Below are 24,677 nucleotides of genomic sequence, written 5' to 3'. Positions count from 1 at the left end.
CGTCGTCGCGACTAGGGTCGGGACGTGAGCTCACCAGCTGCCGATCTGACCCTGCGGCACCCGGTGGAGCGGTTCACCCTCGACAACGGCCTGCGGGTGGTCCTGGCGCCCGACAGCAGCGTGCCGGTCGTGGCGGTCAGCGTCTTCTACGACGTCGGCATGCGCTCCGAGCCCGAGGGCCGCACCGGGTTCGCCCACCTCTTCGAGCACGTCATGTTCCAGGGCTCGGCGAACGTCCCGAAGATGGAGCACGCCCGCCTGGTGCAGGCCGCCGGAGGGTCGTTCAACGGGTCCACCCACCAGGACTACACGAACTACTACGAGGCGCTGCCGGCCGAGGCGCTCGAGCGGGCCCTGTTCCTCGAGGCCGACCGCATGGCCGCGCCGGCCATCACCGAGGAGAACCTCCGCAACCAGATCGACGTGGTGAAGGAGGAGATCCGGGTCAACGTGCTCAACCGGCCCTACGGCGCCTTCCCCTGGCTGCAGCTGCCGCAGATCGCCTTCGAGTCCTTCGCCAACACCCACGACGGCTACGGGTCCTTCGTCGACCTGGAGTCCTCCACGGTCGCCGACGCCCAGGACTTCTTCGACCGCTACTACGCCCCGGCCAACGCCGTCCTGTGCCTGGGCGGCGACCTCGACGTCACCGAGACCGAGCGGCTGGTCCGCCGCTGGTTCGACCAGGTCCCGCACCGTCCCGCGCCACCCACGCCCTACACCGGCGAGCCGTCGCCGACCACCGCCCGGCACGGCGTCGTGGTCGACCCGCTGGCCCCGGCGCCGGCCCTGGCCATCGCCTGGCGGGTGCCCGACCCGGTCGGTGACCTCGACACCTACCTCGGCACGGTGCTGCTCGGCGAGCTGCTCAGCGAGGGCGACGCCTCCCGCCTCGAGCTGCGCCTGGTGCACCGGGACCACCTGGCCGTCGCGCAGTCCTCCTACGTCGGGCTGTTCGGCGACCCGTTCGACGTCCGCGACGCCACCACGCTCACCACCCAGGTGCACCACCCCGCCGACGTCGCCCCCGAGCGCGTGCTGGCCGCCGTGCACGAGGAGGTGGACAAGGTCGCCCAGGACGGCGTCGGTGCCGACGAGCTGGCCCGCGTGCAGGCCCGCACCAGCGCGCAGCTGCTGCGCGGCGCCGACTCCGTGCTCGGCCGGACCCTGGGGTTCGCCTCCGCCGAGCTCATCCACGGCCGCGCCGAACTGGCCGGCGAGCTGGCCGCCCGGCTGGCGGCGGTCACCCCCGAGGCGGTGCAGCACGCCGCCCGCGGGCTCGCGCCCGACACCGCCGCCGTCCTCGAGCTGCACACCGCCGGAGGTGCCGCATGAGCGCGCCCGTGCTCGACCTCGCCCTGGTCCCGCCGCTGGGGGAGCGCCGCCCGCAGCCGGTGCCCGACGTCCACCTGACCACCCTGGACAGCGGCCTGCAGGTCGCCGTCGTCCCGCGCGCCGGGGTGCCGCTGGTCGAGCTGCGGCTGCGCATCCCCTTCGCCGCCGGCTCGGCCCGCGCGGCGGCCGCGCACGTGGCCCGCACCTCGGTGCTGACCGGCGCGGTGCTGCTGGGCACCGCCGCCCACGACCAGGTGCAGATCGCCCAGCTGCTGCAGGCCCGCGGCGCCGAGCTGTCGGTGTCGGCCGACCCCGACCGCCTCCTGCTGGGGACGACGATGCTCCCCGACGGCCTGCCCGCGGTCCTCGGCGTGCTGGCCGAGCTGCTGGGCCGCGCCACCTACCCGGCCGACCAGGTCGCCGCGGAGAAGGCCCGGGTCGCCGAGCGGGTCGCCATCGCCCGGTCCCAGCCCGGGGTGGTCGCCCGCACCGCCCTGGCCGCCCGCCGCTTCGGTGCGCACCCCTACGCCGTCCAGCTGCCCGACCCCGAGCAGGTCGCGGCCGTCACCCCGGCCGCCCTGCGGAAGCTGCACCGCGATCGGGTCCTGCCCGCCGGCAGCACCCTGGTGCTGGTGGGCGACCTCGACCCGGCCGCGGCCACCGACGCCGTGGCGACGGCCCTGGCCGGCTGGACCGGCAGCGGCACCGCGGTCGACGCCCCGGCGCTGACCCCCGCCGCGCCCGGGCCGCTGCTGCTGGTCGACCGACCCGGTGCCGTGCAGTCCAACCTCCGCATCGGCGGACCGGCCCCCGGGCGCCGCGACCCCGAGCTGCCCGCGGTCCGGCTGGCCAGCATGGTCTACGGCGGCTACTTCTCCTCGCGGCTGGTGGAGAACATCCGCGAGCGCCGCGGCTACACCTACAGCCCGCGCAGCTCGGTGGACCACCTGCAGGCCACCTCGTCGTTCCTGGTCGAGGCCGACGTCGCCACCGAGGTCACCGGCCCCGCCCTGCTGGAGGCCGGGTACGAGCTGGGCCGCATCGCGCTCCTGCCGGTCACCGAGGCCGAGCTGGAGGCCGCCCGCCGCTACGTGCTGGGCACCACCGCGCTGGCCACGGCCACCCACGCGGGGCTGGCCAGCACCCTGTCGGCGCTCATCGGCTCGGGGCTGCCCGCCGACTGGCTGACCGGCCACCAGGCCGCCTTGGCCGCCGTCACCCTCGACGAGGTCACGGCGGCGGCCCGGCGCTGGCTGCACCCGGCCGGGCTGACCACCGTCGTGGTCGGTGACGCCGTGCGCGTCGCCGACCAGCTGGGCGCGCTGGGCCCGGTGGACCGGTGACCGTCCCGCCCGGCGACCCGGCCGCGAACCCGCCCGGGGGCAGCACCCCCGCCGACGTCGCGCCACCGACCGAGCTCCCGGTCGACGCCGCCGTCTGGCCCGAGCACAGCGCGGCCACCACCGACGACGTCCCCGTGCTCTCCCGGGTCGGGCACGACCGGGGCCACCTCGACCGGGACCTCGACGACCCCGCGCGGGGCCGGCCGGTGCGGGTGCTCACCATCGACGCGCAGCGGCAGGTCCCGCTCCGCGAGACGGCTACCGGTCCCGAGCTGCTGTGGGACGAGCGGGTCGCCTTCCCCACCGGCGGCATCTACCTCGGGCACGCCGACGACGTCGCGTACGCCGTCGTCCGCGGTGAGCGGTCGCTGACCGTCAGCGGGACGCCGGTCGACGGCTGGAGCGGACTCCGCGAGGTGGGTTCGGACCTGGGCGACCGGGACGCCGGGCTGCTCGCCCAGGCGGTCGGCATCGTCGAGTGGCACGAGCGCAACCGGTTCAGCCCCTACACCGGCGCGGCCACCGTCGTCGAGAAGTCCGGCTGGACCCAGCGCGACCCCATTACGGGGCAGGAGGTCTTCCCGCGCACCGACCCCGCCGTGATCATGCTGGTCCACGACGGCGGCGACCGGTGCGTGCTGGGTCGACAGGCCGTCTGGCCCCCCGGCCGGTTCTCGATCCTCGCCGGGTTCGTGGAGCCGGGGGAGAGCGCCGAGGCCGCCGTGGCCCGCGAGGTCGCGGAGGAGGTCGGCCTCGAGGTCACCGACGTCCGCTACGTCTCCAGCCAGCCCTGGCCCTTCCCGCAGTCGCTGATGCTGGGCTTCACCGCCCGCGCGGTGGGCACCGAGCTGCGGGTCGACCACGACGAGATCGAGGAGGCCCGCTGGTTCACCCGTGACGAGCTGCGCTCGGGCCACGGCCCCGCAGCCCTGCCGCCGCCGGTGTCGATCGCCCGCCACCTCATCGACGCCTGGCTGGCCGAGGACGGTCAGACCCCGTAGCGGCCCTGCAGGACGAGGGCGGGACGGTCGGCGTGGTCGGCGAGCACGACCACGTCGGCCAGCGCGACCGGGTCGACCTCGTCGTCGTAGCGGTCGAACGCGGGCAGTTCCCACTGCTGGTCGGCCGGGAACCGTCGGCGCCGCGCGGCGACGGACACCCGCAGGTGGACGACGACGTCGAAGGCCAACCCCACCCCCTGCAGCAGCGCGCCGGGCACCAGGACCACCCCGCCGGCCGGCACGCGCGGCTCACGGGCGGCGCGGTCGCGCTCGACGTCCCACAGGCGGGGCAGGACGTCCCCGGGTCCGCCCGGCCCCACCCGGTCCAGCACCTCGCGTGCCAACGCCGAGACGTCCAGCCAGTCGGTGTAGCGGGCGTCGGGGTCGGTGCGCCCGTGCTCCAGGCGCACCGATGCCGGGCGCAGGAACCCGGCCGCCGGGACCACCAGCGCTGCCCGTCCGAGCGCGGGCAGCCGGTCGGCCAGGGCGGTGGCGAGCTGCACCGGGTCGGTGATGTCCGGGCCGTCGAGGGCGACCCGGAGTGCGGCGGCCCCGGGCCAGAGGTCGGTCGTCGCGAGCAGGCCGGCCAACCGGTCGGCCAACGCCACGGGGGAGAGCGGGACCGGGCGGGTCAGCGGTCGCCCTCGACCAGGACCGGACGACGTCGGCCGCGCTCGACCCGCCGCCGGGTGGCCCGCTCGCCCACGGCGGGCTCGACCGACTCGACCACCGGGGCCGGGGCGGGTGCGGGCACGTCGGTGCGGGACGTCCCGGGGCCACGGGCGCCGTCGGGGTCCTGCAGGGCGGCGGCGGCCGCGAGGCCGTCGAGCACCTCGCGGGCCAGGTCGTGCACGGGCCGGCCGGCGGACCGGGCCTCCCGGCGCAGCTGCTCGAACGCCGCCCGTGGGGTGGTGCAGTGCCGGGCCGCGAGCGCGCCGATGGCGCGCTCGGTCGACACCCGGGTGGCCAGCGCGTGCTCGAGCTGCCCGACGGTGCGCTGCAGGACGGCCAGCTCGCGGTCGCGCGGGTCGTCGGTGCAGGCCGTGTCGACAGCGGTGGCGCCACCGCGTGCGGCCCGCCGGGCGTCCCGGCCGGGGTCGGGAGCGGTGCCCAGGTCCTCCGCGACCGCGTCGGCCAGGCTCAACGCCTCGACCAGGTCGGCTGCGTGCCCGGTGCCCGCGGGGGTGCGCACCGTCCACCCACGGGTGGTGCGCACGACCACGAAGGCAGGCACGCCCTCCGGCGTGCGCACGACCTCGTCGTGCTGGTCGCGCTCCTCGTGCACCACGCCGTTCGCGGGGCTGTCCACGGGCACATCCTCCTCCGGTCCCTGCAGCCACCACGGCGCAGGCGGAGCGGTCCCCCCGTGATCCGCTCCCCGGTGATCATGGACCCCCGGCCGCCGGGGGTGGGGGATCACGCGCCGGATGCGGCCAACTGGCTCTTGACCTGCTCGATGCTCGGGTTGGTCAACGCGGTGCCGTCGGCGAAGACGAGGGTGGGGACCGTGCGGTTGCCGCCGTTGGCCTTCATGACCAGGTCGGCTGCGCTCTCGTCGGTCTCGATGTTGACCTCGGCCCACTCGATGCCCTCGCGCTGCATCAGCTTCTTCAGGCGCACGCAGTACCCGCACCAGCTGGTGGTGTACATGGTCACAGGGGCGGTGGGGGCGCTCATGCCGTGGTTCCTCCGGAGGGGTCCCGCCGGCGGCAGGGCGCCACCGGCTCGTCGGGGAGGAGAACGCCGCGGGCCCGGGGATGCTTCCCCGGGGTGTCGTACCCGGCTGCCAGACTCGGGGACGTGAGCGGGGGAGAGCGGGCCGGCGGGGCCGAGGCGGTGCTGGCCGGGCTCGACGAGCAGCAGCGCGCAGCGGCGGCCGCCGTCCGGGGGCCGGTCTGCATCCTGGCCGGGGCAGGCACGGGGAAGACCCGCACCATCACCCACCGCATCGCCTACGGCGTGCACGCCGGGGTCTACGTGCCCGAGCAGGTGCTGGCGGTCACCTTCACCGCCCGGGCGGCCGGTGAGCTGCGCGGGCGGCTCTCCGCGCTCGGGGTGGGCGGGGTGCAGGCCCGCACCTTCCACGCCGCGGCCATGCGCCAGCTCCGCTACTTCGCCCCGCGGGTGCTGGGCGGCCCGATGCCCGAGCTCGTCGAGAACAAGCTGCGCGTCGTGGCGGGGGCGGCCACCCGCCACCGGCTCACCACCGACCGCACCAGCCTGCGGGACCTGGCCGGGGAGATCGAGTGGGCCAAGACCACCCTGGCCACGCCCGAGGAGTACCCCGCACGGGCCCGGGCGGCCGGCCGGGAAGCGCCGTTCGAGCCCGCCGCGGTGGCCGCGGTGTACGAGAGCTACGAGCAGGCCAAGCAGCGCGAGGGGGCCCTGGACTTCGAGGACCTGCTGCTGGTCACCGCGTTCGCCCTCGAGCAGCACCGCGACGTCGCGCAGGAGGTGCGAGGGCAGTACCGGCACTTCGTGGTCGACGAGTACCAGGACGTCAACCCGCTGCAGCAGCGGCTGCTCGACGCGTGGCTGGGTGGGCGGGCCGAGCTGTGCGTGGTCGGCGACCCGCACCAGACCATCTACTCCTTCACCGGGGCCGACCCCGACTACCTGCTCGGCTTCGCCGACCGGTACCCCGACGCCGAGGTGGTCAAGCTCGAGCGCGACTACCGCTCCACCCCCGAGGTGGTCGGGCTGGCCAACCGGCTGATCGGCATGGCGCCCCGGCGCACCGGGCTACCGGGGCTGCGGCTGATGGGCCAGCGGGCCGCCGGGCCCGAGCCGCGCTTCGTCGAGCACCCCGACGAGCCGGCCGAGGCCGCCGCGGTGGCCGGGGCCTGCCGCGCACTGGTCGACTCCGGGGTGCCGGCGGCCGAGATCGCGGTGCTGTTCCGCATCAACGCGCAGTCCCAGGTCTACGAGGCCGCGCTGGCCGACGTCGGCGTGCCCTACGTGCTCAAGGGCGGCGAGCGGTTCTTCGAGCGGCCCGAGGTGCGCGAGGCGGTGCTGCTGCTGCGCGGGGCAGCCGCTGGTCGGGACGACGGCGGCGCCCTGGTGCCCGCCGTCCGCGACGTGCTGGCCTCGGTCGGCTGGGTGGAGCACCGCCCGCCACCCGGCGGTGCGGCCCGGGACCGCTGGCAGTCGTTGTCGGCCCTGGTCGACCTCGCGGTCGACCTGGTCGCCGAGCAGCCCTCGCTCACGCTCGCGGGGTTCGTCGCCCACCTCGCCGAACGGGCGAACGCCCAGCACGCGCCCACCGTCCAGGGGGTCACCCTGGCCTCGATGCACGCGGCCAAGGGGCTGGAGTGGGACGCGGTGTTCGTGGTCGGCCTGGTCGAGGGCATGGTGCCGATCGCGCAGTCGCTCGCCCGCCCCGACGCCGTGGAGGAGGAACGCCGGTTGCTCTACGTCGCGGTCACCCGCGCCCGCGAGCAGTTGACGCTCTCCTGGTCGCTGACCCGGCAACCCGGCGGTGCCCGGCCACGGACCCGGAGCCGGTTCCTCGACGGCCTGGCGCCCGACACCGCCGCCCAGCGCGCCCGGGCCCGCCGGGCACCGGCTCGGCGGCCGGTCGAGGCGCTCGAGGGTGCCGCGGGGGAGCTGTTCGACCGGCTGCGCACCTGGCGCGCGGAGGCGGCCTCGGCGGCGTCCGTCCCCGCCTACGTGGTGTTCAACGACGCCACGCTGCAGGCCATCGCCGAGACCCGGCCCGCCTCCTTGACCGAGCTGTCGGCGCTGCCGGGCATCGGTGCCCGCAAGCTGGAGATGTACGGCGCCGACGTGCTCGCCGCGGTCGACGGGCACACCTCCCCGACGGCCTCCCGGTAAATGCGTTGACCCCCCGCGCCGGGGTCCCCTAGCCTCAGCTGCACGCGCTCCGGTGACGGAGCACACGGCAGCTGCACCACGTCCGCACCCGCACCGCGGGCCCGGCCCACCGGCCGGTCCCCGAGCCCCGAGAGGAGGGGTCACGTTGGGCACCACGATCACCACGATGATCACGGCCACGGCCACCAGCACGACGGCCCTGTCCTGCACCGGGGCCCCCGGCCTGCGCGGCACCGCTGTGGGCGGCGACGTGCCGGCCTACGCCGTCGGGGGCGCGATGGCGCACCCCGTCGCCCCGGTCGACGGCACCGGTCTGCCCGTCGGCGTCGCGCTGCGGCTCCGCCCGCAGGCCGCCGAGGCCGGCCCGCGCGGCTGGGCCCCCGCTGCAGCCGTCGCCACCGACGTCCAGCTGAACAACGACACCCCGGGTGATCCGCCCCCGAGGGACCCCCCGAGCTAGCGCTCGGTCGGTCCTCCTCGAGGCCGCGGAACCCGGACACCGGGATCCGCGGCCTCTTCCGTCTGCCGTCGATCCCACCGACACGACCGTCGGCGGGCCCCCGCCGGCGGACAGCACGCAGAGGAGAGAGGACCGACCGTGCAGCTCACGATCGAGCGACCGGGGTCCGTGCCGCGCGCCGAGCTCGAGCGCGCCCCGCGGACGGCGCTGCCCTGTCGCACCCAGGACGCCGACCTGTGGTTCGCCGAGGCACCGGCCGAGCTGGAGCAGGCCAAGGAGTTCTGCGGGTCCTGCCCGTTGCAGGCCTCCTGCCTGGCCGGCGCACTCGACCGGGGCGAGCCCTGGGGCGTCTGGGGTGGGCAGATCTTCGACCACGGCGTCGTGATCGCCCGCAAGCGTCCCCGAGGGCGTCCCCGGAAGGTCGCCGCATGACCGGCCGGGCCACCGGCACCGCACCCCACCCGCCCGAGACCCCGAGAGGGGGAGAGATGGACCTCCACCGCCACGACCGGTTCGGCGGCGACCTGTACCTGGCCCGCATCCGGCAGGCCGACCTGCTCGCCGACGCCGACGCCGCGGCGCGTGCCCGTCGGGTCGTCGCCGCCCGCCGCTGGGCGCGCCGGGCCGACCGCGCCGCCCGTCGCGCCGCGCGCGCCAGCGCCGCCGTCCGGTGAGCACCTGCACGACCCACCCCGCCCCCGGTGACCAGCACCTGGTCACCGGGGGCGGCGGTGTGCCGTCGGTCAGCTCGGCTGGGGTGCGTCGGTCGTGAACCCGGGCAGCCAGCGCGCGATGACGGAGCGGAAGTCGGCCTCGGCGTCGAGCTGGCACAGCACCCCGATGGACCCGATCGTCACCCGGTGGATGAGCAGGTAGGCCGGGGGCAGGTTGAGCTGGCGGCCCAGCCGGCTGGCCTCGCTGCGCGGGTCGCCGACCCGGGTGGCCTGCTCCTGCATCCACGCCCGGGTGAACCGGAACCGGTCGCGGGCGACCGGCTCGAGCAGCGGCAGCAGGTAGTCCAGCACCGCCTGGGCGTCGACCTCGACGTCGGGCTTGACGAACCCCTCGGCGCGCAGGTCGGCCAGCACGTCGTCGGCGCGGCCCTCCAGGGCCCACCGCACCAGCCGCCCGATCGGCTCGGGGTACCCCTCGGGCAGCCGGGCGACGGCACCGAAGTCGATGACGCCCAGCCGGCCGTCGGGCAGCAGCCGGAAGTTGCCCGGGTGCGGGTCGGCGTGCAGCAGACCGGCGCGTCGTGGCCCGGAGAAGTGCAGCGTCGACATCAGCAGGCCGGCGCGGTCCCGCTGCTCGCCGGTGCCGGTGGCGATGACCCGGGAGAGCGGGGTGCCCTCCATCCACTCCGACACGATGACCTTCGGGGCGCTGGCCACGATGCGCGGGACGGCGATGTCGGGGTCGTCGGCGTAGGCCGCGGCGAAGGCGCGCTGGGAATCGGCCTCCATCGCGTAGTCCAGCTCCTCGGCCACGCGGGCCTTCAGCTCGGTGATGAGCGGCTTGACGTCCATGCCGGGGAACAGGACGGCGAACATGCGCGCGAAACGGGCCAGCTGGTTGAGGTCGGCCATCAGCGCCGCGCCGGCGCCCGGGTACTGGATCTTCACCGCGACCTCGCGCCCGTCGCGCCACACCGCCCGGTGCACCTGTCCGATGCTGGCGGCCGCAGCCGGCTGGTCGTCGAAGGAGGTGAACCGGGTGCGCCAGGTGCCGCCGAGCTGCTGCGCGAGCACCGCGTGCACGGTGCGCACGGGCATCGGCGGCGCCTCCTCCTGCAGCTTGACCAGGGCCTCGCGGTAGGGGGCGGCCAGTTCCTCGGGGACGGCGGCCTCGAACACCGACAGCGTCTGGCCGAGCTTCATCGCCCCGCCCTTGAGCTGGCCGAGGACGGCGAACAGCTGCTCGGCGGTGCGCTGCTGCAGCTCGGCCGAGACCTGCTCGGCCGACTGACCGCTCAACCGCCGACCGATGCCCAGCGTGGCCCGCCCGGCGGCGCCCAGCGGCAGCGAGGCCAGCCGTGCGGTGCGGGACACGCTCCCGCGAGGGATTCCCCGACCGGTGTCCGTCACCTCTCCAGTGTCCCTGGTCCGTGCCCTCCGCGCCGGGACGGCCCCGGCGGTGGGCGCTCCCCGGCTCCGAGGGCCGCCCCGGGGACCGCTCCGGGGACCGCACCGTGGGCGGGGTCCCGGCCGGCGACCTGGGTCCCGCGGCCGGCCCCCTGGGTGGCTCGGCACCCGCACGAGGGGTGGGCCGGCCACGCGCGGCGGACCGGCAGCAGGTCGGGGCCGCGCAGCTCCAGCACCGCGTCGAGGCAGGTGGGGGCGGCCAGGCCGTCGAGGTGGGCCAGCGCCTGGGTCAGCGCGGTGACGGCCGTCGCCGAGCACACCCCGGTGCCCCCCGACGCGTGCCCCGTCGGCGGACCGCTGCGGGGCGCGGGAGCCTCGTGCAGCTGCGCGGCCAGCACCGGCCACCCAGGTTCGGCGGCGGTGCGGGTGACCTCGCCGCACCGCAGGCAGCCGGTGCGGCCGGGGACGACCAGCGGACCCACGACACCCACCTCCCCGCGGACGGTCGCCACCAGGTGGGGCGTCCGGCCGCCGGGCACGCGCGTGAGCACGGGGTCCAGTGCTGCCCAGGGTCGGGCGAGCACCAGCAGGTCGGGCTCGGTCCCCGGTGGGAGCGGCCGCAGGTCGGTCTCGGGGGCGACCCGGCGGACGGCGTCGGCGGCCGCGAGCGCCCGGGGGCGGCCCTCGTCGGCCGCGGTGAGGCCGCCGACGACGGCGTCGGCCGCGGTGACGGTGCCCCGGTCGCGCACGTGGACGCGGCCGACGCCGCTGGCAGCCAGCATCGCCGCCAGCGGGACCCCCACCCGGGTGGCGCCGTCGACGACGACGGCGGCGGCGCGGCGCAGCCGCCACGCCCCGGGCCCGCCCGCCCCGAGCACGGCGGGCAGCTCGAGCTCGGCCCGCGCCCGGGCCGCCGGGGTGGGCGCGGCGGCCAGCAGGTCGGCCGCGGAGACGTGCAGCAACCGCCCGCAGCGGCGCAACGACTCCAGCAGCTCGGCGACCAGGTCGGGGTCCAGCCCGCCGGCCACCGCCTCCGCCAGCACCGCACCGGTGGACCGGGCACCGTCCAGCCCGCGCAGCAGGGCCACCAACGCGCCGGAGGCCGCCGGGTCGACCGGCCCCACCCGCACCCCGGGGTCGCCGTCGGAGCCGCCCACCTGGACGGCCCCCGGGGCCACCCGGAACAGCGGCGTCGCCCGGGGGAGGAAGGGTCGGTGGCTGTCGGTCACGGGTCGAGCCTGGCAGCCGCGACCCCGTCCGCGACGCCCGTTCCCACACCCTGTGGACAAGGTTGTGGAGCACGTGTTGAGCAGTCGGCGTGGCGCTGTGCACGGACGGGGGACGGCCGACCTCGGCGCCGATCCCGCCCCCCGGTCGGGGGCGCGCCGGGGTGTGGACGAGCGGGACGGCGGCGGTGTCCACCGACGGTGTGCACCTGCACCCGACCGGGTGTCGGTGGGCTGGGCGACCCCGGGGTCAGTGGTTACGGTGCGTGCGTGCAGCCCCCGACCCCTCCCCGCCCGGCAGCCGGCGGGTCCCCCGGCGGTGCCGGGGACGTCGAGGTCCGGCGCAGCGCCCGGCGTCGGCGCACCGTCACCGCCTACCGGCAGGACGGCCGCACCGTGGTGCTGATCCCGGCGTCGTTCAGCCGTACCGAGGAGCGCACCTGGGTCGACCGCATGGTCGCCAAGCTGGAGACCCGGGAGAACCGCGGGCGGCGCCAGGTCGACAGCGACGAGCAGCTGATGGCCCGGGCGCGTGCGCTGGCGGAGACCCACCTGGGCGGCGTGCTGCCGCGCAGCGTGCGCTGGGTGGACAACCAGCACCGGCGGTGGGGGTCGTGCACCCCCGCCGACGGCACGATCCGGTTGTCCAGCCGGCTGCGCGGGATGCCCGACTACGTCGTGGACTACGTGCTGGTGCACGAGCTCGCCCACCTGCTGGAGCCTGCCCACGACGCCGCGTTCTGGGCGCTGGTCGGTCGCTACCCCCGCGCCGAGCGCGCCCTGGGCTACCTCGAGGGCGTGGAGGCGCGCACCGGGGGGCCCGCCGACTGATCAGCGGGCGGGGTCGTCCCCGCCCGTGCTGGTGTCGCCCTCGTCGTCGCGGGTGCCGTCGTCGTCGCGGGTGCCGTGGCCGTCACCCGGCTGGTCGGGGCCGGGCCCACCCAGGTCCAGACCGGCGGTGAGCCGGTCGAACTCGTCCTGCTCGGCAGCGGCGTCGGAGGTGCTCGGTGCGGCCTGACGACCGACGAAGTCCAGCGGCTCGTCGAGGTCGGCGGCGGTGGGCAGCAGGTCGGGGTGGGACCAGAGCCGGTCGCGGGCCGCGCCGCCGTGCTGGGCTGCCATCGCGCCCCAGACGGTCGCGGCGTCCCGGAGCCGGCGCGGGCGCAGCTGCAACCCGACCAGCGTGGCGAAGGTCTGCTCGGCCGGGCCACCGGAGGCGCGCCGACGGCGCATCGTCTCGGCCAGCGCGCCGTGCCCGGGCAGCCGCTGGCCGGCCGCCTCGGCGACGACGACGTCGACCCACCCCTCGACCAGGGCCAGCAGGGTCTCCAGCCGGCGCAGGGCGCGCTGCTGCTCCTCGGTCTCGGCCGGCTCGAGGACCCCGCTGCCGAGCAGCTGCTGCAGCTTCTCCGGGTCCTGCGGGTCGAACCCGCCCTCCATGCCGCCCATGGCGTCCTCGAGTCCGCGCTGGATGGCGTCGGCGTCGACGTGGATGCCGCGGGCGTAGGCGTGGACGGCGTCGGCCAGCTGCTGGCGCAGCCACGGCACGTGCGCGAACAGCCGCTGGTGGGCCGCCTCGCGCAGGGCCAGGAACAGGCGCACCTCGTCGGCGGGCCGGTCCAGGCCCGCGCGGAAGGCGTCGACGTTCTGCGGCACGAGCGCCGCGGTGCCGGCGGGGGCCAGGGGCAGGCCGACGTCGGTGCTGGTCACGACCTCGTCGGCGAGCTTGCCCAGGGCCTGCCCGACCTGGGCACCGAACATGACCCCGCCCATCTGGCCCATGACGCCCGACAGCGGACCGGCCATGGCCGCGGCCTCGGCCGGCAGCGCGGCGGTCATCGCCGCCACCACCCGCTCGGCCAGCGGGTCGATGAGCGCACCCCAGGCTGGCAGGGTCTGCTCGAGCCAGTCCACGCGGGACCAGGCGACGGTGCGCTCGATGCCCGAGGGCAGCTCGGTCACCTGGTCCAGCCACAGGTCGGCCAGCCGCAGGGCCTCGGCGACCTCGCTGCGCTCGGCGGCCGACGTGGGTTGGTGGCCGGCGGCCAGCTGGCTGATCGCGCCCTGCCGGGCCAGGTCCCAGTTGACCGGTCCGCCCGACCAGCTCATCAGCTTCTGCAGCTCGGCGAACAGCGGCATCTTGCCCAGCAGCTCCTCGGGCGACCCGCCGCCGGCACCGCCGAACAGGGCGCCGAACCCGAACGGGTCGGCCGGGTTCGGGCCGCCCCCGGGGCCGTTCTCGTCCCGCCGCTGCGGGTCGCGGTCGGAGGGGCCGAAGCCGAAGGGGATGTCGCTCATGGGTCCACGGTAGCCGCGTCGGGGCACCCGCAGCCGGGGCGCAGCACGCCCTGGGCGAACACCGCGGGGGCGCCGAGCACGGGCCCCCCGCAGCCGGGTCACCTACTGTCGGCCCCCGTGAGCCGTCGTGCGACCGTCCTGGTGGCGGGTGTGGTGCTGCTGCTGGGGTTCGGCCTGGTGGGCTCGGTGGTGCCCGTGCCCTACGTGGCGCAGGTGCCCGGCCCCACCTACAACACCCTCGGCGACGTCGACGGCGAACCGATCATCACCGTGGCCGGCCGCGAGCGCAACGAGGTCAGCGGCAACCTCAACCTGACCACCGTGGGCGTGCCGCAGCGGCCGCTCACCCTGGTCGGCGCGGTGCAGGGCTGGTTCGACAGCGAGGTGTCGGTCGTCCCGCGCGACACCGTCTACCCGCCCGACCGCTCGGTCGAGGAGACCCAGCAGCAGAACCGGCAGGCCTTCCTCACCTCCGAGCAGTCGGCCAACGCCGCCGCCCTGGGCGAGCTGGGCTACCCGGAGAAGGTCGTCGTGCAGACCGTCCCCGAGGACTCGCCGTCGGCCGGGCAGCTCGAGCCCGGCGACGCGATCGAGAGCGTGGCCGGTACCCCCACCCCCGACACCGACGCCCTCGACGCCGCGCTCACCGCCGTCCCGGCCGGCACCGCGACCACCGTCGGCTACACCCGGCAGGGGGAACCGGGCACGGCCACCATCACGACGACCACGGGGGACTCCCGGGAGGGCTCCTTCCTGGGCGTCGGGGTCCTGCAGACGCCCTCCGCCCCGTTCACCGTCTCGATCCGCGTCGACGACGTCGGCGGGCCCTCGGCGGGGCTCATGCTGACCCTGGGGATCATCGACCTGGTGGGCGACACCGACCTGACCGACGGGGCGGTCATCGCCGGCACCGGGACCATCGACGCGGCCGGCACCGTGGGACCGATCGGTGGCATCCCGCTGAAGATGGTCGCCGCTCGCGAGATCGGCGCGCAGCTGTTCCTGGTGCCCGCCGACAACTGCCAGGAGGCGCTGGCCAACGCCCAGCCCGGCCTGCCCATGGCCCGGGTGGCCACCCTGGACGACGCGCTGACCGCTCTGCAGACCTTCCGCGACGGGGGCACGCCGACCCCCTGCACCGACACCGAGTGACCTCGCGGGCCGGCACCGGGGCAGGCGTGGTGTGCTTGGAGGTGCCCGGGGAACCCGGGGACGCCCGCAGCAGTTGAGCAGACGTCCCCGAGCAAGCCGGGACGATGCCCGCCGCACCTGGTGGGGGGCTGTCGGGCACCGTCGGGTCATCCGTGACCCGTCGACCACGCCGCGACGAACGCGTACGAGCAACTGAAGGAGCCCGCCCGTGGCCATGCGGCCCCCCGTGCCGGTGCCGACCCTGTCCCGGCGCGCCAAGCTGGTCATCGGCGTCGTCGCCGTCCTGCTGGTGCTGTTCACCGTGATCGGCACGCTGACCAACGTCTACGTCGACTACCTCTGGTTCGACGAGACCGGGTTCACCGAGGTCTTCTGGACCGAGCTGCAGACCCGGGCGTTGCTGTTCGCCGTGGCGGGCATCGCCACCGGCGGGTTGGTCGCGCTGGCGATCTACCTCGCCTACCGCTTCCGGCCCACGTTCCGGCCGATGAGCCTCGAGCAGCAGAACCTCGAGCGCTACCGCCAGTCGATCGAGCCCCGCCGCACCCTGGTGCTGGTCGGGGTCGCCGTGGTGCTCGGGCTGTTCGCCGGGTTCACCGCGCAGGGCAGCTGGGAGACCTGGCTGCAGTTCCGCAACTCCACCGACTTCGGCACCGTCGACCCGCAGTTCGGGCTGGACAACTCCTTCTTCGTCTTCGACTACCCCTTCTACCGGCTGGCCCTGGGCTTCGGGTTCGCGATCGCGGTGCTCGCGCTCATCGGGTCGCTGCTGACCCACTACGTGTTCGGCGGGCTCCGGCTGCAGACCCCGGGCCAGAAGCTGTCCGGCGCCGCCCGTGTGCAGCTGTCGGTGCTGCTGGGCCTCTTCGTCGCCCTCAAGGCGGTCGCCTACTGGCTCGACCGCTACGGCACCGTCTACTCCGACCGCGGCGGGGTCTTCACCGGCGCCAGCTACACCGACGTCAACGCGCTGCTGCCGGCCAAGACGATCCTGGTGTTCGTCGCGGCCATCTGCGCCATCGCGTTCTTCGCCAACATCGTCGTCCGCAACTTCGCGCTGCCGGCGGCGTCGCTGGTGCTGCTCATGCTGTCGTCGCTGGTCATCGGGGTGGCCTACCCGGCGATCGTGCAGCAGTTCGTCGTCCGGCCCACCCCCGACGAGCGCGAGGCGCCCTACATCGCCCGGGCCATCGAGGCCACGCGCCAGGCCTACGACGTCGCCGACGTCTCCTACGTGAACTACGCGCAGGACCAGACGAGCGAGACGGCCACCGACGCCGACGCGGCCCAGGCCGCCCAGGAGCTGGCCGGGTCGCCGACGGTGCAGAACATCCGGCTCCTCGACCCGAACGTGCTGTCCCCGACGTTCACCGCGCTCCAGCAGATCCGCAACGTCTACGGCTTCCCCGACCGGCTCGACGTCGACCGCTACACCGTCGACGGGACGACGCAGGACTACGTGGTGGCGGTGCGCGAGCTCGACCAGTCCAACCTGTCGGACAACCAGAGCAGCTGGATCAACCGGCACACCGTCTACACCCACGGCAACGGGTTCGTGGCCGCGCCGGCCAACCAGGTCAGCAGCGGCTCGGGCGAGGGTGGCCAGCCGGTCTTCTCCGGCGCCCGCAACCTGCCGACCACCGGTGACATCCCGGTCGAGGAGGCGCGCATCTACTACGGCGAGCTGCTGAACGACAACGGCACCGACACCTACTCGGTCGTCGGGGCGGCCGAGGGCGAGGCGCCGCGGGAGTTCGACCGGCCCGAGTCCGGGGCCGGCGACGACGGGGGGCAGGTTAACTCCACCTACGAGGGCGACGGTGGGGTCGCGATCGGGAGCTTCTTCCGGCAGCTGACGTTCGCCATCTACTACCGCGAGCGCAACTTCATCCTCTCCGGTGCCGTGAACGACAACTCCCGCGTGCTCTACGTGCGCGACCCGCTGGACCGGGTGGAGAAGGCCGCGCCGTTCCTCACCGTGGACGGTGACCCCTACCCGGCGGTGGTCGACGGGCGGGTCACGTGGATCCTCGACGGCTACACGACCTCCGACGCTTTCCCCTACGCCGAGCAGATGGAGCTCGGCGAGGCCACCACCGACGCGCTCACCGGCACGGGCACGGGGACGACCGCCCTGCCCAACGACACCGTCAACTACGTGCGCAACTCGGTCAAGGCCACCGTGGACGCCTACACCGGCGAGGTCACCCTCTACGCCTGGGACGACCAGGACCCGATCCTGGCCACCTACATGAAGGCCTTCCCCGGGATCGTCGAGCCCCGGTCGGAGATGTCCGACGACCTGATCGGCCACGTCCGCTACCCCGAGGACCTGTTCAAGCTCCAGCGCGACATCCTCACCCGGTACCACGTGGACGACGCCGGTGACTTCTACAACCAGAACGACCGCTGGCGGATCCCCGACGACCCCACGAGCGACACCGACGCAGCGCAGCCGCCGTACTACATCCTCAGCCAGCGTCCCGGGGACGACGGGGCGACCTTCCAGCTGACCAGCGCGCTCAACGCGTTCCAGCGGGAGAACCTGTCGGCCTTCATGTCGGCCTCGGCGGACCCGGCCACCTACGGCGAGCTGCAGGTGCTGCGACTGCCGGGCAACACGCCCTACCAGGGGCCCGGGCAGGCGCAGAACGCGATGACGTCGAACAACCAGGTGCGCACCGACCTGACCCTGTTCGACAGCGACAACTCCCGCGCGGTGTTCGGGAACCTGCTGACGCTGCCGATCGGTGACGCCGGGTTGGTGTACGTCGAGCCGCTGTACGTGCGCAGCGCAGCGGAGAACGCCTTCCCGCTGCTGCAGAAGGTGATCGTCAACTACCAGGGCCGCATCGGCTACGGCGACACCCTCGCCGAGTCCCTGGACCAGGTGTTCGGCGCCGGGGCCGGCGCCGCGGCGCCCGACAGCGGAACCGACGCCGGGGGCACCGACGACGGGGGCACCACGCCGCCGACGACGAGTGCGCCGACGACGACGGCGCCGCCGGCCGGGGGCGGGGGCGACGTCGTGGTCGACTCGGCGACCGCGCAGGCGATCGCGCAGATCCAGCAGGCGCTCGAGGACCTCGCGACGGCGCAGCGCAACGGCGACTTCGCCGCGGTCGGCCAGGCGCAGCAGGCCCTGGCCGAGGCGTCCGCGGCGTTCGAGGCGGCGCAGTCGGCCGCCTCGGCCAGCAGCGCGGCGGCCAGCCCGACCGGCTGACCCCGGTGGGACCACCCGCCTCGGGTGGGGTAGGGTGGTCCTGTCGACGCGGGGTGGAGCAGCTCGGTAGCTCGCTGGGCTCATAACCCAGAGGTCACAGGTTCAAATCCTGTCCCCGCTACCACCACGAAGGCCCGGACTCCTCGGAGTCCGGGCCTTCGTCGTGTCGGGCCTCCATCGTGTCGGGTCGTCGCGCGGCGTGGCGACCGTCACGGGCCCCGCGTTCGACGCCGTCCGGCGGAGCGGGTAATGTCTTCTGTGCGACGCGGGGTGGAGCAGCTCGGTAGCTCGCTGGGCTCATAACCCAGAGGTCACAGGTTCAAATCCTGTCCCCGCTACCACCACGAAGGCCCGGACTCCTCGGAGTCCGGGCCTTCGTCATGTCGGGCGGGCGCCGGGGAACAGTGGTCGGCGCGCTCCGCGTTGCGCTGGCCATGAGCAGCGACCCGTTCGCCGTCGGGCCCGACGACCACGTCTACGGCGACGCCGACGCCGCGGTGACCGTCCTGGAGTACGGCGACTTCGAGTGCCCGTACTGCGCGGCGGCCGCGCCGGTGCTCCGGGCGCTGGTCGACGGGTCCGACGGCGGCGTCCGCCTGGTGTTCCGGCACTGGCCGCTCCCCGACGTCCACCCCTACGCCCTCACGGCCGCGCTGGCCGCCGAGGCGGCGGCCGACCAGGGCGCCTACTGGGAGATGCACCACCTGCTGTTCCGCCGCCAGGACCACCTCGCCGACGCCGACCTGGTGCGCTACGGCCAGGAGCTGGGGCTGGACACCACCCGCATGGTGGGCGAGGCCGCCCAGCCCTACGGCGACAAGGTGGAGGCCGACTTCGCCACCGGCCTGGCGCTGGGCGTGCCGGGCACCCCCACCGTGTTCGTCGACGGCCGGCTCTTCAGCGGCCGACCGGAACTGTCCGCCCTGCGCCGGGCGATCGGGGCCGTCTCAGATCCCGGGCTGCAGCCAGGGGCGGGGCGGGAGCGACGGGGGTTCCTCCGACGCCGGCGAGCACAGCGGGAACCGTTCGCCGAGGGTGCGCAGCAGCAGGGTGCCGACCACCGCTGCGGTCAGTGACCCCAGCAGGATGCCGATCTTGGCCTGCTCGCGCAGCAACGCGTCGTCGAAGGCGAGGTCGGTGATGAACAACGAGATGGTGAAGCCGATGCCGGCCAGCGTGGCGCCGGCCACGAGGTGCGACCACCGCACACCGCCGGGCAGGACACCCCAGCCGGTGCGCAGGGCGACGACGGCACCCAGGGTGATGCCGACCGCGTTGCCGGCCACGAGCGCCACGGCCACGCCCAGGGTCACGGGCGAGGTGGCGGCGGCGCGCAGCGTGCCGGCGTCGAGCACCACGCCGGCGTTGGCCAGGCCGAACACCGGCACCACCAGGTAGGCCGTCCAGCGGTGCAGCGACTCCTGCAGCCGGGCGTTGGCCGCCACGGTGGAGGCGACGGCCAGCTTCGTGGTGCGTGCCTTGGCCGCGTCGGGGTCCTCCCGCAGCGCGCGACCGAAGGCCGCTGTCCGGTCGACCTCCTTGCGGCTGGGTGGCCGGGAGGGCAGCAGGAGCCCCACCAGCACCCCGGCCAGGGTCGCGTGCACCCCGGACTCGTGCACCGCGAGCCACAGGGCGACACCGGTGAGGACGTAGGGGGTCAACGTCCAGACGCCGAGCCAGCGCAGCAGCAGCAGGACCCCGACCAGGGCACCGGCCACCGCCAGCGCGGGGACCACGATCTCGTCGGAGTAGAACAGCGCCATCACCGAGATCGCGCCGATGTCGTCGACGATGGCCAGCGTGAGCAGGAACAGCCGCAGGCGGTCGGGGCAGCGCGGGCCGAACAGCGCCAGCACGCCCAGCACGAAGGCGGTGTCGGTGCTCATGACGATGCCCCAACCGTGGGCGGCGTCGCCGGAGGGGTTGAACGCCAGGTAGACCAGCGCCGGGACGGCGAGGCCACCCAGGGCACCCAGGGCGGGGGCGGCCACCGAGCGGCGGTCGCGCAGCTCGCCGGTGGCCACCTCGCGGGTGATCTCCAGGCCCACGACCAGGAAGAACAGGGCCATCGCGCCGTCGTTCACCCAGTGCCGCAGGTCCATCGACAGCACGGCGTCGCCGACGCCGAGGCTGGCGGTGGTCGACCAGAACGCCTCGTACCCCGCTGCCCAGGGTGAGTTCGCCCAGGCCAGGGCGAGCAGCGTGCCGGCGAGCAGGAGCGCCGAGCCGCCGGCCTCGGTGCCCATGTAGAGCCGGGAGGACGGCGAGAGGGTGGGGACCGCGACACGCAGCGCCGGCCCGGGGCGGGGAGCCTGGGTCACGGTGCCAGCAACCCCGCTTCTAGAGGACGTGTTCCCCGTACATCTCACCCAGCGGGTCGGCGATGAGCTCGATGCGGGCCCCGTCGGGGTCGCGGAAGTACACCGACACCCCGGAGTGGACGACGTGCTCGACGCCGGCCTCGGTGAGCCTGCCCACCAGCTCCTCCCAGCGGGCCGGCTCGACGCTGATGGCGACGTGGTGCAGGCCGCCGAGGACCTCGGCGTACGGGCCGAGGTCGAGGCCGGGGAAGTCGAAGAAGGCCAGCAGGTTCTCGTGGCCGATGTCGAAGAAGAAGTGCGAGCTGCCGGGGTAGTCGCGGTTGTCGATGAGCTCGGTCAGGGGGAACCCGAGCACGCCCTGGTAGAAGGCGATGGTGCGCTCGACGTCGCTGCTGACCAGCGCCGTGTGGTGCAGCCCGCGGGCGGTCGAGGCGGGTCGCTCCCCGGTCGGCCGCAGGTGCGTCTCGCGCAGCCGTGCCCGGGTGGCCTCGATCGCCGGCAGGTCGATGGTCATGTGTTCAACCATCCCACCGCCGTCAACCCCTCGCCGTCCCGCTGCGCCCGCCCCCGCCTCTCCCGATGATCACGGACCTGCGTGCGCGCCACGCCGTGCTCCGGTGTCCGGGGGTCCGTGATCATCGGGGAGGGGGGAGCGGGACGGAGCGGATCGGTGGAGCCGGGCGGAGGTGCCGCAGCGCGGGGGGCTCCGGGATGCGCAGCGCGCGGGCCGCTGCCCGGACCATCTGCTGGGGGGCGCGGTACACGTCGTGGTCGGTCAGGTGCAGCAGGGTCCACGCCAGTGCGGTGACCTCGTTGTGCCGTGCCCGGTCGGCGCGCAGCTGCTCCCTGGTCATGTGACCCTCGAGCCCGTCGTACTCCCCGCCCACCTGCTCCTCGCCCCAGCCGACGTCGAGGAACCGACGGCCGACCGGTACCTGCGGTTCGGGGACGGGCAACCCGCCCTCCACGTAGCGCCAGCGGGCCCGTGACTCCATCGGGGACTCCGGCAAGGGGGAGGCGAGCGGCAGCAGCCGGCGCAGGTGCAGCACGCCGCGCTGACCTTCCTGCGCCGGTTCGGCTGCCTCCAGCTCGTCGGCGGTGCAGGCCGCCACGCGCAGGGCGAGGTCGAGCGTGGCCAGGCCGTCGACCGTCCGGGAGGTGCGCACCACCTCGCACGCGGTGCGGGCCGCCGGGGTGCACCACACGCCGGCGACCAGGACGGCGTCATCGGTGCCCAGGTGCGAGGGGTGGACGTCGATGCCGGGACGTCGGGTGTCGCGCATGCTCTCCGGCCCGAGGAAGTGCAGGGGGCCGGGAAGACCGAGGTCGAAGCCGTGCAGCAGCGCCGCCGTCGTCCGGCAGGCGACCAGGTCGCCACCGAGCAGCAACGAGGCGGCCCGGACCAGCACCGCCGGGTGGTCGGGCAGGTCGGCGTCGACGAGCACCCCGCGCCACGGGGTGCGGCGCCAGCGGCCACCGCGCAGCTGCCGGCGGACCTCGAGCTCGGAGTGGTCGTCACGGGCCTGCTCGGTGGTGAAGACCCCGCCCTGCCGGGCCACGGTGCGGTAGAAGGCCAGGTGCATGCCGCGCAGCCTGGGGCCAGGAGCGGCCCGGTGGGGCGCCCGCGGCTGATCTGTGGAAATCCGCCGCCCCTGTGGACGCCGACCCCGCAGTCGATCACGGACCCCAGGACACCTCGACGCGGCGTGTCACGCGCACAGGTCCGTGATCAACTGGGAGGGGGAGGGGGAGGGGGAGAGGGGGAGGGGGTCAGCCGAGCATCTGGTCCAGGTCGGCCAGCAGGTCCTCGACGTCCTCGATCCCGACGCTCAGGCGCACCAGGTCGGCGGGGACCTCCAGCGCGCTGCCGGCGACCGAGGCGTGCGTCATCCGGTGCGGGTGCTCCACGAGGGACTCCACCCCGCCGAGGGACTCGGCCAGGGTGAACACCTGGGCCCGCTCGCAGACCGCCAGCGCCGCCTCCTCGCCGGCCCGCAGCCGGAACGACAGCATCCCGCCGAACCCGGACATCTGCCGCGCCGCCACCTCGTGCCCGGGGTGGGTGGGCAGGCCGGGGTAGAGCACCGTGGAGACCGCCGGGTGCCCCACCAGGAACTCGGCGACCTTCGCCGCGTTGGCCTGGTGCCGGTCCATGCGCACGCCCAGCGTCTTGATCCCGCGCAGCACCAACCAGGCGTCGAACGGCCCGGCCACCGCGCCCATCGCGTTCTGGTGGAACGCCAGCCGCTCGCCCAGCTCGGCGTCGGCGGCCACCAGCGCGCCGCCGACCACGTCGGAGTGCCCGCCCAGGTACTTCGTCGTCGAGTGGACGACGACGTCGGCGCCCAGCGTCAGCGGTTGCTGCAGGTAGGGCGAGGCGAAGGTGTTGTCGACGGCCAGCAGCGCGCCGTGCTCGTGCGCCAGCTGGGCCAGGGCTGCGATGTCGGCGATGCCCAGCAGCGGGTTGGTGGGCGTCTCGCACCAGACGAGCTTCGTGCTGGGCCGGAACGCCGCGCGCACGGCGTCGAGGTCGGACAGGTCGACCGGGGTGTGCTCGACCCCCCACCGCTGCAGCACCTTGCTGATCAGCCGGAACGTGCCGCCGTAGGCGTCGATCGGGATGACCAGGTGGTCGCCGGGGACCAGCACGGTGCGCAGCAGGGCGTCCTCGGCGGCCAGCCCGGAGGCGAACGCCAACCCGGTGGCGCCCTGCTCGAGCGACGCGAGCGCCTCCTGCAGCGCGGTGCGGGTCGGGTTCGCGCTGCGGCTGTACTCGTAGCCGCTCCGCAGCCCGCCGACGCCGTCCTGCTTGTAGGTGCTGGTCAGGTGCAGCGGGACGGCGACGGCACCGGTCGTCGGGTCGGGCTCCTGCCCGTCGTGGATCGCCCGCGTGCTGAACCCGCTCACGACTGCACCCCCGCGAGGTGGCCGAGCACGTCCTGCCGGGTGACGACCCCGGCGGGCTTGCCGTCCTCGTGCACCAGCAGCGCGTCGGCGTCGCCGAGCGCGGCGACCGCGGCGGAGACCGCCTCGCCCGAGCCGATGATGGGCAGCGGTGCGCTCATGTGCCTCTCCAGGGTGTCCGACAGCGCCGCGGCGCCGGAGAACAGCTTGTCCAGCAAGGTCTTCTCGGCCACCGACCCGACGACCTCGCCGGCGGTGACCGGCGGCTCGGCCCGCACGACCGGCATCTGGCTGACGCCGTACTCGCGCAGGATGTCGATGGCTTCGCGGACGGTCTCGGTGGGGTGGGTGTGCACCAGTGCGGGCAACCCGTCGGTGCCGGACTTCGCCCGCAGCAGCTCGCCCACGGTCTCGCCGTCGGCGGCCTCCACGAAGCCGTAGTCGGCCATCCAGTCGTCGTCGAAGATCTTCTTCAGGTACCCGCGGCCGCCGTCGGGCAGCAGCACCACGAGGACGTCGTCCTTGGTCAGCCGCTCGGCCACCCGCAGCGCGGCGACGACGGCCATGCCGCACGACCCGCCGACCAGCAGGCCCTCCTCCCGGGCCATGCGGCGGGTCATCGCGAACGAGTCGCCGTCGGAGACCGCCACGATCTCGTCGGCCACGGTCCGGTCGTAGGTGCTGGGCCAGAAGTCCTCGCCGACGCCCTCGACCAGGTACGGCCGCCCCGTCCCGCCGGAGTACACCGAGCCCTCCGGGTCGGCGCCGATGACCTGGACCTTCCCGCCGGAGGCCTCCTTCAGGTAGCGGCCGACGCCGGAGATGGTGCCGCCGGTGCCCGCACCGGTGACGAAGTGGGTGACCCGACCCTCGGTCTGCGCCCAGATCTCGGGGCCGGTGGTCTCGTAGTGCGACTGCGGGTTGGCCGGGTTGGAGTACTGGTCGGGCTTCCAGCCGCCGGGGGTCTCGCGGGCCAGCCGGTCGGACACCGAGTAGTAGGACCGCGGGTCGGCCGGGTCGACCGCGGTCGGGCAGACCACGACCTCGGCGCCGTAGGCCCGCAGCGTGTTCACCTTGTCGGCGCTGACCTTGTCCGGGCAGATGAAGATGCACTTGTAGCCGCGCTGCTGCGCGACGATGGCCAGGCCGACGCCGGTGTTGCCGCTGGTCGGCTCCACGATGGTGCCGCCCGGCTGCAGCGCGCCGGACTCCTCGGCCGCGTCGACCATGCGGACGGCGATGCGGTCCTTCACCGACCCGCCCGGGTTGACGTACTCGACCTTGGCCAGCACCAGCGGGGCGTCGGGCCCGAGGTGGGCGGTGACCTTGTTCAGCCGGACCAGCGGGGTGTTCCCGATGAGGTCGACGACGGACTCGGCGTACTGCACGGGAGGTCCTCCAGCGGGGCAGCGGATGGTCGGAGGTCCTCCGGCCACCCCCGACCCTCCCACGTGTCACCCGCCCCGGTCGCGGGCAGGTCACCGGCCATGTCCTCAGCC

21 protein-coding genes, 2 tRNA genes and 1 pseudogene are annotated in these 24,677 nt (G+C 74.9%); 13 read left to right on the top strand and 11 right to left on the bottom strand.

The window, feature by feature from the left end; translation table 11 throughout:
• Positions 1-24: 24 nt before the first annotated feature.
• The 3 genes from TEK04_RS10010 to nudC are packed head-to-tail and all read left to right on the top strand — an operon-like array spanning position 25 to position 3,679.
• Positions 25-1,335 (top strand): M16 family metallopeptidase, encoded by a 1,311-nt coding sequence (locus tag TEK04_RS10010; protein ID WP_336404189.1) that lies wholly within the window; start codon positions 25-27, stop codon positions 1,333-1,335.
• A complete protein-coding gene (locus TEK04_RS10005; RefSeq protein WP_336404188.1) occupies positions 1,332-2,678 on the top strand; it encodes a M16 family metallopeptidase in 1,347 nt (448 codons plus the stop codon). The genes TEK04_RS10010 and TEK04_RS10005 overlap by 4 nt, the downstream gene beginning before the upstream one ends.
• A complete protein-coding gene (gene nudC, locus TEK04_RS10000) occupies positions 2,675-3,679 on the top strand; it encodes an NAD(+) diphosphatase (protein WP_336404187.1) in 1,005 nt (334 codons plus the stop codon). The genes TEK04_RS10005 and nudC overlap by 4 nt, the downstream gene beginning before the upstream one ends.
• Here nudC and TEK04_RS09995 read toward each other — a convergent pair.
• From TEK04_RS09995 to TEK04_RS09985, 3 genes are all read right to left on the bottom strand, one after another.
• A complete protein-coding gene (locus tag TEK04_RS09995; protein WP_336404186.1) occupies positions 3,667-4,287 on the bottom strand; it encodes a nucleoside/nucleotide kinase family protein in 621 nt (206 codons plus the stop codon). The two genes, nudC and TEK04_RS09995, sit on opposite strands and share 13 nt — an antisense overlap.
• A 23-nt stretch (positions 4,288-4,310) precedes the next feature.
• Entirely contained in the window at positions 4,311-4,988 is a 678-nt protein-coding gene (locus TEK04_RS09990; RefSeq protein ID WP_336404185.1) for an ANTAR domain-containing protein, read from the bottom strand.
• Between the two features lie 107 nt (positions 4,989-5,095).
• On the bottom strand, positions 5,096-5,356 hold the full coding sequence (locus TEK04_RS09985) for a mycoredoxin (protein ID WP_336404184.1): 261 nt from the start codon (positions 5,354-5,356) through the stop codon (positions 5,096-5,098).
• A 123-nt stretch (positions 5,357-5,479) separates the two neighbouring features.
• Between TEK04_RS09985 and TEK04_RS09980 the strand changes: the two genes are divergently transcribed.
• The 4 genes from TEK04_RS09980 (at position 5,480) to TEK04_RS09965 (ending at position 8,647) form a co-directional block, all read left to right on the top strand.
• Positions 5,480-7,513: an ATP-dependent DNA helicase UvrD2 gene (locus TEK04_RS09980; RefSeq protein ID WP_336404183.1), complete on the top strand. Its 2,034-nt coding sequence runs from the start codon at positions 5,480-5,482 to the stop codon at positions 7,511-7,513.
• 166 nt (positions 7,514-7,679) lie between these two features.
• On the top strand, positions 7,680-7,973 hold the full coding sequence (locus tag TEK04_RS09975) for a hypothetical protein (RefSeq protein WP_336404182.1): 294 nt from the start codon (positions 7,680-7,682) through the stop codon (positions 7,971-7,973).
• Positions 7,974-8,111: 138 nt separating this feature from the next.
• On the top strand, positions 8,112-8,405 hold the full coding sequence (locus TEK04_RS09970; protein WP_432277327.1) for a WhiB family transcriptional regulator: 294 nt from the start codon (positions 8,112-8,114) through the stop codon (positions 8,403-8,405).
• A complete protein-coding gene (locus TEK04_RS09965) occupies positions 8,402-8,647 on the top strand; it encodes a hypothetical protein (RefSeq protein WP_336404181.1) in 246 nt (81 codons plus the stop codon). The genes TEK04_RS09970 and TEK04_RS09965 overlap by 4 nt, the downstream gene beginning before the upstream one ends.
• A gap of 69 nt (positions 8,648-8,716) precedes the next feature.
• Here the strand turns inward: TEK04_RS09965 and TEK04_RS09960 are convergent, their stop codons facing one another.
• Entirely contained in the window at positions 8,717-10,021 is a 1,305-nt protein-coding gene (locus TEK04_RS09960; RefSeq protein ID WP_336404180.1) for an ABC1 kinase family protein, read from the bottom strand.
• Positions 10,022-10,053: 32 nt separating this feature from the next.
• Positions 10,054-11,283 (bottom strand): ThiF family adenylyltransferase, encoded by a 1,230-nt coding sequence (locus TEK04_RS09955; RefSeq protein ID WP_336404179.1) that lies wholly within the window; start codon positions 11,281-11,283, stop codon positions 10,054-10,056.
• A gap of 267 nt (positions 11,284-11,550) precedes the next feature.
• Here TEK04_RS09955 and TEK04_RS09950 point away from each other — a divergent pair, with 267 nt between their 5' ends.
• Positions 11,551-12,111 carry a M48 metallopeptidase family protein gene (locus TEK04_RS09950; protein WP_336404178.1) on the top strand — a complete coding sequence of 187 codons (561 nt, stop codon included), beginning with the start codon at positions 11,551-11,553 and terminating at the stop codon, positions 12,109-12,111.
• Here the strand turns inward: TEK04_RS09950 and TEK04_RS09945 are convergent, their stop codons facing one another.
• A complete protein-coding gene (locus tag TEK04_RS09945; protein WP_336404177.1) occupies positions 12,112-13,578 on the bottom strand; it encodes a zinc-dependent metalloprotease in 1,467 nt (488 codons plus the stop codon). It abuts the gene before it with no gap.
• A gap of 117 nt (positions 13,579-13,695) precedes the next feature.
• On the opposite strand from TEK04_RS09945, the gene TEK04_RS09940 reads away from it, so the two are divergent.
• The 5 genes from TEK04_RS09940 (at position 13,696) to TEK04_RS09920 (ending at position 19,029) form a co-directional block, all read left to right on the top strand.
• Positions 13,696-14,730 carry a YlbL family protein gene (locus TEK04_RS09940; protein ID WP_336404176.1) on the top strand — a complete coding sequence of 345 codons (1,035 nt, stop codon included), beginning with the start codon at positions 13,696-13,698 and terminating at the stop codon, positions 14,728-14,730.
• 214 nt (positions 14,731-14,944) lie between these two features.
• On the top strand, positions 14,945-17,953 hold the full coding sequence (locus tag TEK04_RS09935) for a UPF0182 family membrane protein (protein WP_336404262.1): 3,009 nt from the start codon (positions 14,945-14,947) through the stop codon (positions 17,951-17,953).
• Positions 17,954-18,000: 47 nt separating this feature from the next.
• Positions 18,001-18,077: transfer RNA gene (locus TEK04_RS09930), tRNA-Met, on the top strand.
• Between the two features lie 140 nt (positions 18,078-18,217).
• Positions 18,218-18,294: transfer RNA gene (locus TEK04_RS09925), tRNA-Met, on the top strand.
• A gap of 93 nt (positions 18,295-18,387) precedes the next feature.
• Entirely contained in the window at positions 18,388-19,029 is a 642-nt protein-coding gene (locus tag TEK04_RS09920; protein WP_336404175.1) for a DsbA family protein, read from the top strand.
• 24 nt (positions 19,030-19,053) lie between these two features.
• Here TEK04_RS09920 and nhaA read toward each other — a convergent pair.
• From nhaA to TEK04_RS09895, 5 genes and pseudogenes are all read right to left on the bottom strand, one after another.
• A pseudogene (gene nhaA / locus TEK04_RS09915) lies at positions 19,054-20,199 on the bottom strand (Na+/H+ antiporter NhaA); the annotation flags it as partial.
• A 94-nt stretch (positions 20,200-20,293) separates the two neighbouring features.
• The gene (locus TEK04_RS09910) at positions 20,294-20,788 is read right to left on the bottom strand and encodes a VOC family protein (protein ID WP_336404174.1); all 495 of its coding nucleotides are present in this window, start codon (positions 20,786-20,788) and stop codon (positions 20,294-20,296) included.
• A gap of 121 nt (positions 20,789-20,909) precedes the next feature.
• Positions 20,910-21,857, bottom strand: a complete 948-nt coding sequence (locus TEK04_RS09905; protein WP_336404173.1) for a type IV toxin-antitoxin system AbiEi family antitoxin — start codon at positions 21,855-21,857, stop codon at positions 20,910-20,912.
• A gap of 187 nt (positions 21,858-22,044) precedes the next feature.
• Positions 22,045-23,181 (bottom strand): cystathionine gamma-synthase, encoded by a 1,137-nt coding sequence (locus TEK04_RS09900; RefSeq protein ID WP_336404172.1) that lies wholly within the window; start codon positions 23,179-23,181, stop codon positions 22,045-22,047.
• Entirely contained in the window at positions 23,178-24,566 is a 1,389-nt protein-coding gene (locus TEK04_RS09895; RefSeq protein WP_336404171.1) for a cystathionine beta-synthase, read from the bottom strand. The genes TEK04_RS09900 and TEK04_RS09895 overlap by 4 nt, the downstream gene beginning before the upstream one ends.
• Positions 24,567-24,677: the final 111 nt, after the last annotated feature.

This window comes from Klenkia sesuvii, from assembly GCF_037083825.1.
In the GTDB taxonomy this organism is placed as follows: Bacteria; Actinomycetota; Actinomycetes; order Mycobacteriales; family Geodermatophilaceae; genus Klenkia; species Klenkia sesuvii.
The sequence above is the reverse complement of the archived record's forward strand: the minus strand, read 5'-3'. Positions and strand labels throughout refer to the sequence as shown.

What these genes read in the sequence shown, in the direction of transcription:
- TEK04_RS10005 (WP_336404188.1), top strand. Translation starts at nt 1,332, where the DNA reads ATGAGCGCGCCCGTGCTCGACCTCGCCCTGGTCCCGCCGCTGGGGGAG.
- TEK04_RS09985 (WP_336404184.1), bottom strand. Translation starts at nt 5,356, where the DNA reads ATGAGCGCCCCCACCGCCCCTGTGACCATGTACACCACCAGCTGGTGC.
- TEK04_RS09975 (WP_336404182.1), top strand. Translation starts at nt 7,680, where the DNA reads ATGATCACGGCCACGGCCACCAGCACGACGGCCCTGTCCTGCACCGGG.
- TEK04_RS09965 (WP_336404181.1), top strand. Translation starts at nt 8,402, where the DNA reads ATGACCGGCCGGGCCACCGGCACCGCACCCCACCCGCCCGAGACCCCG.
- TEK04_RS09945 (WP_336404177.1), bottom strand. Translation starts at nt 13,578, where the DNA reads ATGAGCGACATCCCCTTCGGCTTCGGCCCCTCCGACCGCGACCCGCAG.
- TEK04_RS09935 (WP_336404262.1), top strand. Translation starts at nt 14,945, where the DNA reads ATGCGGCCCCCCGTGCCGGTGCCGACCCTGTCCCGGCGCGCCAAGCTG.
- TEK04_RS09920 (WP_336404175.1), top strand. Translation starts at nt 18,388, where the DNA reads ATGAGCAGCGACCCGTTCGCCGTCGGGCCCGACGACCACGTCTACGGC.
- TEK04_RS09910 (WP_336404174.1), bottom strand. Translation starts at nt 20,788, where the DNA reads ATGACCATCGACCTGCCGGCGATCGAGGCCACCCGGGCACGGCTGCGC.
- TEK04_RS09905 (WP_336404173.1), bottom strand. Translation starts at nt 21,857, where the DNA reads ATGCACCTGGCCTTCTACCGCACCGTGGCCCGGCAGGGCGGGGTCTTC.